Annotated in this window: 10 protein-coding genes; 3 read left to right on the top strand and 7 right to left on the bottom strand. The window is 66.8% G+C overall.

The genetic code is table 11. The annotated features are described in order from the left end of the window. Positions 1-99: 99 nt before the first annotated feature. On the bottom strand, positions 100-2,154 hold the full coding sequence (locus tag PS060_RS00230; protein WP_273984732.1) for a glycoside hydrolase family 97 protein: 2,055 nt from the start codon (positions 2,152-2,154) through the stop codon (positions 100-102). Between the two features lie 215 nt (positions 2,155-2,369). Here PS060_RS00230 and PS060_RS00225 point away from each other — a divergent pair, with 215 nt between their 5' ends. From PS060_RS00225 to PS060_RS00215, 3 genes are all read left to right on the top strand, one after another. Next, positions 2,370-4,583 carry a TonB-dependent receptor family protein gene (locus tag PS060_RS00225; protein ID WP_273984731.1) on the top strand — a complete coding sequence of 738 codons (2,214 nt, stop codon included), beginning with the start codon at positions 2,370-2,372 and terminating at the stop codon, positions 4,581-4,583. A gap of 96 nt (positions 4,584-4,679) precedes the next feature. Beyond that, positions 4,680-5,513 (top strand): hypothetical protein, encoded by an 834-nt coding sequence (locus PS060_RS00220; RefSeq protein ID WP_273984730.1) that lies wholly within the window; start codon positions 4,680-4,682, stop codon positions 5,511-5,513. 32 nt (positions 5,514-5,545) lie between these two features. Further along, entirely contained in the window at positions 5,546-6,691 is a 1,146-nt protein-coding gene (locus tag PS060_RS00215) for a hypothetical protein (RefSeq protein WP_273984729.1), read from the top strand. Position 6,692: 1 nt separating this feature from the next. Here PS060_RS00215 and PS060_RS00210 read toward each other — a convergent pair whose 3' ends face one another. The 6 genes from PS060_RS00210 to PS060_RS00185 form a co-directional block, all read right to left on the bottom strand. Next, a complete protein-coding gene (locus PS060_RS00210) occupies positions 6,693-7,334 on the bottom strand; it encodes an isochorismatase family protein (protein WP_273984728.1) in 642 nt (213 codons plus the stop codon). Then, entirely contained in the window at positions 7,334-8,518 is a 1,185-nt protein-coding gene (locus PS060_RS00205) for a CaiB/BaiF CoA transferase family protein (RefSeq protein WP_273984727.1), read from the bottom strand. Before PS060_RS00205 ends, PS060_RS00210 begins: the two co-directional genes overlap by 1 nt. Further along, positions 8,515-10,404: a hydantoinase B/oxoprolinase family protein gene (locus PS060_RS00200; protein WP_273984726.1), complete on the bottom strand. Its 1,890-nt coding sequence runs from the start codon at positions 10,402-10,404 to the stop codon at positions 8,515-8,517. The genes PS060_RS00205 and PS060_RS00200 overlap by 4 nt, the downstream gene beginning before the upstream one ends. Positions 10,405-10,408: 4 nt before the next feature. Next, the gene (locus tag PS060_RS00195; RefSeq protein ID WP_273984725.1) at positions 10,409-12,466 is read right to left on the bottom strand and encodes a hydantoinase/oxoprolinase family protein; all 2,058 of its coding nucleotides are present in this window, start codon (positions 12,464-12,466) and stop codon (positions 10,409-10,411) included. Positions 12,467-12,481: 15 nt separating this feature from the next. Beyond that, a complete protein-coding gene (locus PS060_RS00190; protein ID WP_273984724.1) occupies positions 12,482-13,402 on the bottom strand; it encodes a hydroxymethylglutaryl-CoA lyase in 921 nt (306 codons plus the stop codon). Between the two features lie 118 nt (positions 13,403-13,520). Beyond that, positions 13,521-14,192, bottom strand: a complete 672-nt coding sequence (locus PS060_RS00185) for a GntR family transcriptional regulator (RefSeq protein WP_273984723.1) — start codon at positions 14,190-14,192, stop codon at positions 13,521-13,523. Positions 14,193-14,272: the final 80 nt, after the last annotated feature.

Raw genomic sequence — 14,272 nt, 5'->3', positions numbered from 1 at the left:
CCCGGCTTTTGCCTAGGTTATTCTGCAATCGATTGCAACAACTGTTGCAGGAGCCTCTCTTGCGCCTCTGCATGGGCGCGCGGGGGGCGGTTGCGGGGGTTACAGCGGGGTGAGCCGGATCGCTGCGCCGCCGCCGGGGGCGAGCCACAAGGTCATGCTGTCGGCGGCGGTGATGTCGCGGGTCTCGTAGGCGATTTCGTGGCGCGCTTCGGTGCGATAGTCGGCGGTGCGCGTGTCGCGGAAGATCGTAGCGCGATAGGTGCGGCCGGGTTCGAGGAAGCCGAAGCCGAGCGTCACCTCGCGCCCCGTCGCATCATTCACACCGCCGACGTACCAGTCAGCCGAATTGCGATCCTTGCGCGCGAAAATCGCATAGTCGCCCACCGCGCCGGCGATCAGCTTGCTCGCCTCCCAGTCGGCCGGAACCTTGCTGATGAAATCGAGCTCCTTGGGGAACTTCTCGAGGTTCTCGATCAGGTCGGCGGCCATCTGGATCGGAGAATAGATCGCGAGATACAGCCCCAGCTGCTTGGCGCGGGTCGAGGCGAGGTCGCTGCCGCTCGGGCTCCGCAGGGTGAGGACGCCAGGGGTGAAGTCCATCGGGCCGGACAGCATCCGGGTATAGACCAGCGTCGGTTCATGGTCGGGGCCGTTGGCGAACTGGCCCCAGGCGTTGTATTCCATCCCGCGCGCGCCTTCGCGGGCGACCCAGTTGGGCCAGGTGCGCCTGAGGCCGGTGTCCTTGACCGGCTCGTGCGGGTTGACCGCGATCCGGTACTTCGCCGCCGTTTCGACCACGCGCTGGTGGTGCTGCACCTGCCGCTGGCCATCGTGCCACTCCATCCGCACCTCGCCGGGCCCATCGCCGGGCGCGATGATCCCGCCTGCGTCCGCCACATAGCCGGTCTTGACCACCCGGATCCCGAGCCGGTCATAGAGCTTCATCGCATCGTCCAGCTGCGCCTCGTAGACCGCAATATTGCCGCCGGTTTCATGGTGTCCGATCAGTGCCACGCCCTTTGTCTTGGCATAGGCGGCAAGCGCTTCAAGGTCGAAATCGGGGGTCGCCTCGGTGAAGCTGAATTCATCGCCGTGGCCGAACCAGTTGCCGTTCCAGCCCTTGTTCCAGCCTTCCACCAGCACGCCCGAAAAGCCGTGCTTGGCCGCAAAGTCGATATGTTCCTTGGTGCGCTGCGTCGTTGCCCCGTGGCGCTCGCCCTCGGCCCAGGTCCATGTGTTGGCGATCATGCCCCACCAGATGCCGATATATTTCTGGGGCTTGAACCAGCTGACATCGGTGAGTTTGGAGGGCTCGTTGAGGTTGAGTTCGAGATCGCTCTCGACCAGCCCGGCGGCGCTGTCGGTGATCCGCATCGTGCGCCACGGGGTGACGAAGGGCGTTGCGCGCGTCACCTTGGGCCCGCGCGACGAGGGGGAGAGCATGGTGCGGAAGGTCTGCCCCTCGATCCGCTTGAGCCAATAGGCCGAATAGTCGACCAGCGCGGCTTCATGCAGCGACAGGTGGGTGCCATCCTCCAGCCGCATGGTGATCGGCGTGTGCGCGGTGGCGACCGCGTCGATCGGGGTCTGCTGATAGACCTGCTCGTACCGGTTCCAGTCGCCCCCGGTGATCCACCAGGCGGTGCCCTTGGGGGCGATGGAGAATTCGGTCAGCTCCTCGGCGATCTTCATGGTGAGAAGGCCGGACTGTTCGGGCAGTTCGTAGCGAAAGCCGATCCCGTCATTGAACAGGCGGAAGCGGACATTCATCAACCGGCTGCCATCCCCCTCGGCCTGACGGAAGCTGACGAGCACTTCATTGTGCTGGTCGACCACGAAGCGACGCTCGCCCCAGGGCTGTTCCCATCGGGTGTTCGATTGCGCGGTTGTTGAGCCGGTGAGGGTAAAGCCGCGCACCATCGGCAGGCCGTCGGTCAGCAGGAAGCCGAGCTTGGAGGGCGCAATCAACAGCTGCCCTTTACGCGAAAGCGACCACACGGGCCGCGCATCGCCATCGGTGGTAACGGTGAGGGTCAGCGAGGTGTCCGGCGAGGTCGCGGTGACGACCGGCGGGTTTTGCTGCGCATAGGCCGGCTGCGCCATCATCGCGCCGAGCATGGCCGCGGCGAGCAGTGTTTCGCGATACGCCATCATCGTCTCTCCCTGATCCCGCCCGAATGGTTTTCGGGTCGTGCAATGATTGCGTGATAACCCATGAAAACAACCCTTGCAATCGATTGCAATAACTCGTGCATACGGTTTCACCGCATAAGCGCGCTGTCGGGTTGGATGTGCGGCAAATTTAGATTGACAGTCATTCGCAATAGCAACAGATGCGACGCAGAATTCTGACCTGAACCGGAGCATCAATGTCCCGCCCCTTCATGCCGATTCGCCGCCTCGCTGCGACACTTCTCGCCACCGCTGCCGCGCCCGCGCTGGCGGCCGGAGACGCTGCGGCCCCTGATGCCGCCGATCCGCAGGCGTCCGGCACCACCACCAGTCAGGCGACCTCGATCATCGTCACCGCCAGCCGCGACAATGATCGCCTGCCTGACCAATCGGGCACGCTGATCTTTGCCGGCAAGCTGGGCGACATTGCGGTGATGGATCAAATCCCGCCGGTGCCCTCGCGCAACCTGCGCGTCGCCTTTGCCGACATTCCGGGCCTGCTGGTGTCGGAAGTGTCGAACGGGGCGTGGGCCTCGCTGTCCTATCGCGGGCTGGGCGAGCCGCATGAAAGCTGGAACGTCCTTACTTTGCAGGACGCGGTGCCTGCTGTGCCGGATATGTATTCCTACCCTGCCGGCTACTTCATCCCGCCGCTTGAGATGGTCGAGCGGGTCGAGTTCATCCGCGGCGCATCGGGCCTGCTCTATGGCCCGCAGCCGGGCGGGGCGATCAATTATGTGATGCGCGGGCCGCGGCGCGAGGCCGGGGTCGAGGGGCAGGCGCGCCTGACGCTGGGCAGCTGGGATGCGCGGCAGGGGCTTGCCAGCATCGCCGCCTCGGACGGCACTTTCGCCGCGGACGGCTTCATCCAGTATGCCGAGGGCGATGGCCCGCGCCGGGTCAATTCCGATCACGAACAGACCACCGCCCGCCTGCGCGGCCACTACATGGGCGAGACCGTCACCGCGACCCTTTCGCTCGATTACTATCAGGGCCGCTTCGGCGAGCCGGGCGGCCTGTCCCGCGCCCGCCTCGAAGCGGACAACCGCGACGGATCGACCGCGCGCGACCGCGCCCGGCTCGAACGCTTTGCCCCGACGCTGGCGATCGACTGGCAGGCGGGCGAGAACACCCAGGTCACCGCGCGCGCCTTCTACAGCCGGTTCGAGCGCGAAAGCTGGCGGCAGGCAGGCGGCAGCTTCGGGCAGGTGACGCCCGATGCCAATGTGCTGATCCGCCAGTTGCAGGTGTTCGACACCGCCGGGATCGACTTGCGCCTCGCCCATGATTTCGGTGCGAACAGCCAGCACAGCTTCACCCTCGGCGTGCTCGGCCACACCTCGGATGCGCCGGTGTTTGTCGACAAGGGCGCAAGCAATGCCGACTTCACCGGCAGCGCCGGCCCGCTCGCCCGTGCGCAGCGCAGCGGCGACACCGCGGCGGTGTTCGGCGAGTTGAAGCTGGGCTTTGGTGACGTCCAGATCGTCCCCGGCTTCCGGCTCGAACGTCTGCGCCAGCGGGTGGTGGAGACGCTCGATCTCGCGCAGGGCAGCGCCACTGGCGGCGCGCCCGGTGCCCCCAATGGCACGCTCGGCAATCGCGAGGACACGCAGACCGTGCCGCTTTATGGCATCGGCATCACCTGGGATGCATCCGACACCCTGCGCTTCGTCGCCAATGCCAGCCGCGCGTTCAAGCCGCTCCAGTATAATGACGGCGTGACCTTCCAGGCCGGGATCGATTCCGCGGGCACCTTCGATGCCTCCTACGCCTTCACCGTCGAGGCCGGGCTTCAGGCCGAACCTGTGCCCCCGCTCAGGATCGATGCGAGCCTGTTCCGGGTCGAGTTCGAAAATCAGGTCGGCTTCCTCGCAGGCCCCCTCCCGGCCGATCCCCCGCGCGGGGCGGTGGGCGCAGGCGGGGCGCGGCGGCAGAATGTCGGATCGATGCGCAATCAGGGGATCGATCTCGCCGTCCGGCTCGATCTGATCGGGCCCGAGGGCATCGCCAAGGGCGAGAACACCCTGCGCCTGTCGACCAACCTGCAACTGCTCGATGCCGAGTTTACCGCTGGCGTTGCGGACGGCTTCACCCCGCAATATGCCCCCGGCCACCTGCTCCGCTCGGTGCTCGCCTATATCGGCAAGGACGGCTCGCGCGCGGCGCTGACCTTTACCTCGGTCGGCGATCAGGAGGGCGCGGACAACAACGTGGCGGACTTCTTCCTGCCCGGATACGAAGTGCTCGATGCCTCGGTCGAATGGCCGGTGGCGGGCGGGTTCACCATCGGGGCGGGGGTGAACAACCTGCTCGACGAGGAATATGCCAGCCGCGTGCGCCCGGGCGGCGGCGGCGGGTTCGATCCCGGCGCGCCGCGTCATGTCTTCGTCTCGATCGGCTGGAAGGGCTGACCGGCCGGGCACCTGCCCCCCATCCCTGAAACAAGGGGTGGCGCGGCGCCTGCGTCAATGTTACGCGCCCGGCCTGATTGGGTTTGGGGGCTTTGCATGACAGGCAGAATGGGTGCAGGTGCGCGCGGATTTTCTTGCGCGCGGGCGGGGTTGCGCGCGGTGGCAGCGGCCCATCTCGCGCTGGCGGCGACCTCGCTCGCGGCCGCACCCTGCGGGCCGGTCGAGCCGATCGCGGTGTCGCAAGTCCTCACCGGCACGCCTGCGCCCGCCCAGTGTGACGAGCGGGCGATGGGCTGGATCACCAACGACGAATACACCATCTGGCGCTGCGGCTTGCGCGTGCCCGAGGGCGCGTCCGGCGATGAAGCCGAGAGCGCCGATGACGCGCTGATCGTGATGCGCGGCGATGTGCAGGTGCATCAGCAACCCGATTTCCCCTCGCTGTGGGGCGATGCCGGGCTGGTGGTGCTGCGCGTCGATCTGACGGGCGACGACGTGGGCGAAACCGTGATCGCGGCGCACAACACCTCGGGGCAGGGCATGGGGATCGAGCACTGGACGCTGACCGTGCTCGGCCCGGACGGCAGCGTGCTGGCGCGCGAGGAGGAGATCGCCGATTGGGGCCCCGCGGCCTTCGTTCCCCGCGCGCCGCAAGACGGCAAGCGCCCGGCAGGCTGCGCGCTGCTGTTGACCGAATGGCGCGATGTCGAGGAGGCTGACGGGACGCCCACCAAGCACCTCGTCGGCTGGCGCGCGGCGCTTGGCAGCGATGCGGCACCGCAGGGCGATTTCGTCACCCGCCGCTATGACCGCAAGTTCGAGCGGGAGCGCATCCGCGATATCGAGCGCACCAATGGGCCGGAGCGTGATCCGGCGCGCTGGCTCAAGCGCCAGATCGCTGCCGCGCTGGCGTCGGAAATGAAGCCGTAACCCGCTTGTCCCCCGCAGGAGTAACCCAACCGATGCACAATCTTGTTCGCAGCCTGATCGGCGGCGCGGCCCTGCTGGCGGCTGCTCCGGCCCTGGCGCAGACCGCCCCGGCACAGGCCGATCTCAACGCAAGGCTGGAACTGGCGCGCGAGGTGTTCCAGCTGTGCGGGCAGGGCAGCTATTTCGAGCGGCGGATGCTCGATCAGGCCGCGCGCCTCAGCTTCGAAGGATCGGCAGAAGCCGCGCGGATCAAGGATGAACGCTACCCCGGCGAGGCCCGCAACGCCTTGCGCGCCGCCCGGATCGAGGCCGCGCGCGGGCTCGGCTGCGGTGAGGCGGCTGGGCCGGTCATCAAGGAAGGCTCTGACTGGGCCTATCTCGAACTCGCCAGCCTGCTGCTGGTGCTGCAATCGCAGGTCAATGCCAAACAGACCGATCTGACCCCCGAGGGACATCAGCTTTACAAGCTGGGGGTGGCGCAGCTTGAAAAGGCCTATCCGGGCCAGCTCCAGCAGATCAGTGGCACGGCGCTGCAACTGGCGGCCCAGCGGCAGCAGGCGCGCGGTCTGGCGCCGGTCGAACAGGGCATCGCCGCCAATCTCTATCGCGACGAGATCGACGCGCTGCTGGCGGATCTGCGCTTTCAGGTGGTGATGCTGAAAGCGGGGATGCAGCCGGTCTTGCGGTTCGACCGGCACGACACCGGATCGCAAGCGACCGGATCGCGGTTGGCCGAGCGGATCGAGCTTCTGCCCACCGCCGCCGCCCCCGCATACCGCCAGCAGGCGCGCTGGCGCGTGCTGGGTTCGCCGCGCGACATCTTTGTGCCGGGGAATATCGCCGGCCACGCCGGGGCCATGCTGGTGCGCGACCGCAGCGGCGCGATGATGGTGATGGTCTACGGAGAAGATGCAAGGTCGCTGCCGCGCAGCGAGGCGGCGGCCAAGCTTGTCGTCAAGGGATCAGCCCTGCCGCTCACCGTCGAGAATGTCTGGACGGCGAGTGAATGCAGCGGCTTTGAAATCTGCCTGCGCTTTGCCCCTGAGGCTGACGCCATGCTGGAAGCGAACACAGACTGGCAGGTCGCGCAGTTGCGGCTGACGCTGACAAATGACAGCCGGACGGCCATTCCCATCGAGTTCGACCGCGCCCAGTGGAACTGGGCCCGCGGACAGTAACTCAGGCGCGGGCCGCCGCGGCGGCGATAACCGCCAGCGCCTCGGCCTCGCTGATGACTTCGGCATATTTGGCCTGGAGGTCGAACAGGTTCGCCTCGTGCGGGGCCGGGTGGCGGTCGGCGCAGGCGTCGCGCACGACCAGCGGCACGAAGCCATATTGCATCGCATCGAGCGCCGAGGCGCGCACGCAGCCCGAGGTCGAATAGCCGGTGATCAGCAGCGTATCGATGCTTGCCGCGTGCAGCACTTCGGCAAGCCCGGTGCCGAAGAAGGCGCTGGGGTATTGCTTGGTGAACACCCGTTCGCCTGTCAGCGGGGTCAGTTCCGGCGGGAAAGCACCCAGCGGCGAGCCTTCGATGAAGGCCTTCAAGACCGGCGCCTTCTTGTAGAACACCCCGCCGTCCGAGCCATCGGGCTTGTACTGGACATTGGTGAAGACCACCGGCACGCCCGCCGCCCGCGCTGCCTCTGCCAGCCGGGCGTTGCAATCGCGCGCCGCGGCTGCGGTTTCCATGAACAGCGCCGACCCTTCGGTCAGATAGGCCGCCACGACATCGACAATCAGCAGGGCAGGGCGGTTGCCGGGCTGGAGCCGCCCTTCATAGACCCCCGCATAATTGTCGGACGCCGAGGGGCTGGTCATCAGATGATGCCCGCCGCCGCCAACCGCTCCAACTCAGCCGCGTCAAGGCCGAGCCGTTCCGCAAAAACCTCGGCATTGTCCTGGCCCGGTGCGGCGGGCGCGGGGCGGCGGATGGTGCTGGGGGTCTTGGAGAGCTTGGGGAAGGCGTTCTGCATCTTGATCTTACCCCGGTTCTGGGTCTCGACCTCGATGATCGCCTCGCGCGCCTGAAAATGCGGATCGGCGAGCATCTCGGGCGCCCGATAGACCCGGCCTGCGGGGATCGAATACTCGGTCATCAGCGCATCGACCTCGTCGACGGTCAGCGTGCCCGTCCACGCGTTGATGAGGGCGTCCAGTTCGTCCTGATGAATGCCGCGGGCAATGTGGGTTGAATAGCGCTCGTCGCTCGACAGTTCGGGGCGACCCATCGCCTGGCACAGCCGGGTGAAGATCGCATCGCCATTGCCGCCGATCATGTAGACCCCGTCCTTGCAGGTGTAGACATTCGACGGCGCGATGCCCTTGAGCACCGAGCCCGAGCGTTCACGGATCACGCCGTTGCGGTCATATTCGGGCACCAAGCCCTCCATCACCTGCAACACCGCTTCATAGAGCGCGGAATCGACCACCTGCCCCTCGCCGGTCTTTTCCCGGTGGTGGAGCGCGGCGAGCACGCCCATGCAGCCATAGGTCGCGCATAGGGTATCGCCGATGGAAATGCCCATGCGGCTCGGCGGACGGTCAGGCTCGCCGACGATGTAGCGCCACCCGCCCATCGCCTCGCCGATCCCGCCAAAGCCGGCGCGTTCGGAGTAAGGCCCATCCTGTCCGTAGCCCGACATCCGGGCGATGATCAGGCCGGGGTTCACCGCGTGAAGCTCCGCCGGGCTCATGCCCCAGCGTTCGAGCGTGCCGGGCTTGAAGTTTTCGATCAGCACATCGGCCTCGGCAATCAGCCGCTTGGCGAGCGCCTGACCTTCGGGCACGCGCAGGTTGCAGGTGACCGAGCGCTTGTTGCGCGCGATCACTTCCCATTGCACCTTCTCGTCGCCCTGACCCCAGTTGCGCATCGGATCGCCCGCGCCCGGCGGCTCGATCTTGACCACATCCGCGCCCATGTCGCCGAGCAGCTGGCCGCAGAACGGGCCCGCCAGCAACTGGCCCATTTCGACGACCTTGATCCCTTGAAGCGCGCCGCTCATTCCGCCGCCTCCCGCAAGGTGGTCCACACCGGCTGGACAGGGGCGGGGAGGCCGGTTTCAGCCTCGCAGTTGGCGCGAAGGGCGTCGATACCCGGGCCATAGTCGAACAGCGGGAGTTCGCCGCGGCTGGCCGACATTTCAGCGCGCAGAGCCTCGGTTGCGGCCGTATCGACCACACCCGCGCTGTCCACCACCACGCCATAGGCGCGCGCGCCCTCGGGGGTGACGAGGCCTTGCCGGATTTCGAGGCCGACCAGCTCGGGATCGCGCGCCAGCGGGTCGCCCCAGCCGCCGCCGCCCCAGGTGATGAAGTGGAGGAGGTCGCCCGCCTTCACCTTGACGCTCTCGACCTTGTTGCCGACGATTTCCTGCGAGCCATCGGCGCGCTCGAGCACCTTCCTCGCCCGCGCGCCGGGGTGGCCGCCGTTGACGCCCCACGGCGGCACGAACCAGCGGTCGTCATGGATCGCGATCTCGCCATCGGCGAGGAAGCGGTAGGTCATGTGGATGCCGTTGCCCCCGCGATGGAGGCCCGCGCCGCCGCTGTCGGGCGCGGTGGAATAGCGCTCGATCCGCAGCGGGAAGTAACGTTCGAGGAACTCGTTGGGGACATTGGTGAAGCCCGGCCACAGCGAGTGGCCGTCCGGCCCGTCGCCGAGCGGCCTGCCCGGAATGCCGCCGAAACCGATCTGGAACAGCTGGAACCAGTCGCGCGTCCCGTCCTCGCGCGCGTCCCAGCCCGAATAGAACAGGTGCGGCGAGGAGGAGAAGCCGGCAGCGTTGAGGAACTCCGGCGTCTTCTGCCCGAGCAGCCCGCCGAGAATGTCGAAGATGCGGCCCAGCGCATGGGTGCGGCCCGAAAGCGCGGCGGGGAAGTGCGGCTTCAGCAGCGAGCCTTCCGGGATGCGCACCTCGATCAGATCGTAGAACCCGTCGTTGAACAGGATCTGCGGATCGAAGACCATGATCATGTAGATGCCGAAGAACATCTTGAACATGTTTTCATTGAGGAAGAAGTTGATCGAGGCGGCCGATTGCGGATCGGTGCCCTCGAAATCGAGGATCACCTTGTCGCCCTCGCGCCACATGGTGCAGCGGATCTTGTAGGGGCCGTAGCCCTTGCCGTCGTCGCAGATGTAGTCCTCGAAGCTCACCGGCTCCTCGGCCACCGCCATCGCCAGCAGCGCCTTCATCGCCCGGTGGTTGCGGGCCAGAAGCTCCTGCGTGGCCGAGACATAGACATCATCACCGAACCGGTCGGCCATTTCGATCACGCGGCGCGCGGCGACGCGGCAGCTGGCGATCAGCGCGTTGAGGTCCGCCTGGCACCAGTCGGGCTTGCGCGTCTGGTGCATCACCAGCTTCATCAGGTCTTCGTTGTATTCGCCCTTCTTCCAGATCTTGACGGGCGGGATGCGCACGCCCTCCTCGAAGATCGAGGACGCGCCGATCGGCATTGAGCCCGGGACCGATCCGCCGATGTCGCTCTGGTGGCCGAACATCGCGGTATAGGCGAGCAGGCGACCATCCTTGAACACCGGCAGCAGCACCAGCCAGTCGTTCGAGTGGCTGACCGCCCCGCCGCAGGAATAGGGATCGGACAGGAAGATCATGTCCCCGTCCTCGATCGTGCCATCATACTGCTTGAGGAAACCGTCGATAAAGCTGCCGAACTGGCCGACGATCATCTTGCCGGCCGGATCGGAGATCAGCGGAAAGGCGTCGCCCTGTTCGCGGATGCCCGGCGACATGGCGGTGCGCACGAGGGTCGCGTCCATCTCGATGCGTGCATTGCGCAGCGCGTTCTCGATGATGTCGAGCGTCACCGGGTCGATCGCGACCTTGGCAAAGGGGGTGGTGTTGGGTTCGATGATGCGAGCCGGCATGGTCTTAGCCCTCCGCCTTGAGAGTAATCAGGATGTTGCCGACCGCGTCGACAGTCGCGCGACAATCGTGTTCGACCAGCGTGGTCGAATCCATCTCGGTGATGATCGCCGGGCCTTGGATCACATCGCCCTGCCTGAGCTTGGCGCGGTCGTAGATCACCGCCGGCCGCTCCTCGCCGCCGATCCACATCACGTGGTCGCGGATCTTGGCGGCGGCGGGGTTGCCATCGCCCTTGGGCAGCTCGGCCGCGGGCAGGGCAGGGGCTTGCCCTTGGGCGACCGCGCGCAGGTTCACGATCTCGTGCGGGGTGTCCATGTTGAAGGTGAAGAGCCTGAGGTGCTCCTCGTCGAAGCGGGCGAGGATGCCTTCGATCCCGTCCTTTTCGAGAATGTCCTGCGTGATGGTCAGCGGCACCTCGAAGGCCTGGCCAGCATAGCGCACGTCGATTTCGAAGAGCGAGGTGATCTGCTCTTCCGGGATGCCGTCGGCGAGCAGTTCGCCGCGGGTCTGCGCCGCCATTTCGTCAAGCACGGCGACGAGATCGGCGATGGTGGTGTCCTTGGCGAGCCGCGAGAAGCTGCGCGCGGTTTCGGTGCGCATTCGGGTCGTCGCATCGCCCAGCGCGCAGAGCACGCCGGGGGAGACGGGCGAGATCGCGGGCCAGCTGCCCATCAACCGCGCCACCGCATTCACATGGAGCGGCCCTGCTCCGCCAAAGCCCATCAGCGCAAACTCGCGCGGGTCGTAGCCCTGCTGCACCGAGATCATGCGCAGCGCGCCGAACATATTCTCGTTGACGATGTCGATGATCCCGCGCGCGGCCTCCATCAGCGTCACGCCGAGCGCGTCTGCAATGGTCTGCACCGCGGCCTTCGCGCCCTCGCGATCAAGCTTGAAGCTGCCGCCGAGAAGGTCTTCGGGGAGGTAGCCGAGCACCACGTTGGCGTCGGTCACGGTGGGGAGCGTGCCGCCCTTGTTGTAGGCGACCGGCCCCGGCACTGCGCCCGCGCTCTCCGGCCCGACGCGCAGCGCGCCGGTCAGCTGGGGAACGTGGGCGATCGAGCCGCCGCCCGCGCCCACGGTCTTCACGTCCAATGCCGAGGCGCGCACGGACAGGTGCCCGACTTCGGTTGTGCGCTGGCGGCGCGGTTCCAAGCCCTGGATCAGCGCGACGTCGGTCGAGGTGCCGCCGACATCGAGCGTCAGGATGTTCTCGAAGCCTGCATTCTTCGCCACCCACAGCGCGCCGGTCACCCCGCCGGCGGGGCCGGACATGAGGATGTTGACCGGGTGTTCTTCCGCCTTCTGGCTCGACATAAGGCCGCCATCGGAACGCAGCAGCGAGAGGCGGCCCTTCAGCCCTTCGGCCTCCAGCTTGGTGCGCAGGTTGGAGACATATTTCGACACCACAGGACGCACCGCGGCATTGGCGACGGTCGAGAGGGTGCGTTCATATTCCTGCATTTCGGGCAGGACTTCGTGGGAGAGCGAAACGGGGATGCCGGGCAGTTCTTCCGCCGCGATTTCGCCGATCCGCGCTTCGTGCGCGCCGTTGAGATAGGCGTTCATCAGCGACACGGTGAGCGCCTCGATCCCGTCCGCCTTCAGCTTGCGCAAGGCGGTGCGCACCGCATCTTCATCCAGCGGGGCGACCTCGCGGCCTTTGGCGTCCATGCGGCCGGGCACCTCGACCGTGTGCTCGAGCCTAGCGAGCGGCTGCGGCTTGGGCCACACGATCCACGCAGCAAGCCCGCCGGGCACGAAGCTGCGGGCGATCTGCATGATGTCGCGGTAGCCCTGCGTGGTGACGAGGCCAACCTTCGCACCCTTGCCTTCCAGCACCGCGTTGGTGGCGACCGTGGTGCCGTGGAGGAAGTAGGTGATGTCCTCGGCCCCGATCCCGGCACTCGCCATGATCGCCTTCACCCCGTTGAGAATGCCTTCCGAGCTATCATGCGGGGTCGAGGGGGTCTTGTGCCGCCAGAAGGCGCCGCTCGCCTCGTCGAACAGAAGCAAGTCGGTGAAAGTCCCGCCGACATCGACACCAAGCCTGTACGTCATGCTATGTCCTCTAACTTAAGCTGCGCGCGCAACGGCCGAGGGGAGTTCCCGTCCCAGCACGCCTGCAAACCACTTGTTCGCTGCAATCGCAGCCTCGAGATCAACGCCCATCGCCACGCCCGAACGCTGCATCATGTAGACGAGGTCTTCGGTTGCGATGTTGCCGGTCGCGCGCGGGGCGAAGGGGCAGCCGCCGAGCCCGCCGAGCGAGGCGTCGAACACCTGCACGCCCGCCTTCCAGGCCTCCCACGCATTGGCGATGCCGGTGCCGCGGGTGTTGTGGAAGTGCGCGCGCATCGGGATCCGGCCTGCGAGCAATTCGCCGAGCTTGGCGAAAAGCTCGCCCGCTTCCCACGGGGTGCCCGCACCGATAGTGTCGGCGAGCGCGATTTCCTCCGGGCTTTCCTCGGCGATGGCCTCCGCGATGGCGAGGACGGTGTCATGCGCCACTGCACCCTCGAAGGGGCAGCCGAAGGCGGCGCTGATGGTGACCTGTGCGCGGATCCCCTCGGCGCGGGCGAAGCGCAGCATTTCGCGGGTCTCGGCGATGCCCTGTTCGATCGTCTGGCCCTGATTCTTCTGCCCGAAGGTGTCGCTCGCGACGACCACGCAGCCGACCTGATCGACGCCCCGCTTGCCGCCCTCGCGGGTGGCCAGTGCGCGCAGCACGCCGCGCTTGTTGAGCACGAGGCCGACATAGGTGCAGTCCTTGCGGTCGGGCAGGCCTGCGATCACCGCCTCGGCATCGGCCATCTGCGGCACACGGGCGGGATGGACGAAACTCGCCACCTCCAGCCGCCGCGCGCCATAGCCGATCATGCGGTTGATGAGATCGAGCTTGGTCTCGGTCGCGATGATGTCGGGCTCGTTCTGCAAGCCGTCACGCGCGCCGACCTCCACCAGTTCGATTGCGCCTTGGGAATGGGGGGCTGACATCGTGAATCGCCTGTTGCCGCTGTGGGGGTGTGGGTGGTCAATTACCGGGTTTGTATACAATTGCAATGATGCTTGGCGCGCCAGAATATGTCGGAACCAGCCGGTTCATGCAGCGTTGTTATGCATCTTCTGCAAGTCCGTCATTCGCTGCCGGGCCGACCGCGCGGGCGAAGGAGTGGAACGCCCGGCGCAGGTGGCTCCCCATCACGGCGCGCGCCCAATCGGGGTCGCGCGCGGCGAAGGCGGCGACCAGTTCGTCATGGTCGCGGGCCGATTGCAGCAGGTCATCGCGCGAATAGGTGCGCGCCGTGCGCAGCACCACCGGCGCCTCGACCAGCCGCGCCAGAAGTTGTGCGAGGCGCGGCGAATGGGCGGCGTCGATGATCACTTCATGGAACGCCCGGTTGGCATCGAGGAACCGCGCCACATCGGGCTGCGCCTGATCGACCGCGGCTGTCAGCTCGCGGTTGACCGCGTCCAGCGCGGCGATCTGCTCGCGGGAAAGACGCTCGGCGGCGCGTTCGGCGGCGTGACATTCGAGCATCTGGCGCAGCGTGAACATCTCTTCGATGTCGTCCCGGCTCCAGTCGGCCACGAACAGCCGCTTGGTATCGGATCGCACCAGCAGCAGCTCGTCCTCCAGCCGCCGCACCGCCTCGCGCACCGGGGTGCGGCTGACCCCGGTGATCTGCGCCAACTGGTCTTCGGTCAGCTGCTCGCCGGCCTTGACCGCACCGCTCAGAAGGTGGGCGCGGATCTTGGCATAGGCCTGTTCGGAGGCGCGACTCATGGCTGCGGGCCCGGATGGAAGGTGGATGAGGTGCGAGGGGCCATGGGGTTCCTTTGTGCGGCGTGCCGTTTGGCCCTGCA

Source organism: Erythrobacter sp. BLCC-B19, from assembly GCF_028621955.1.
GTDB lineage: Bacteria > Pseudomonadota > Alphaproteobacteria > Sphingomonadales > Sphingomonadaceae > Erythrobacter.
Note: the sequence above shows the minus strand (reverse complement) of the source record. Positions and strands in the feature narration are given on the sequence as shown.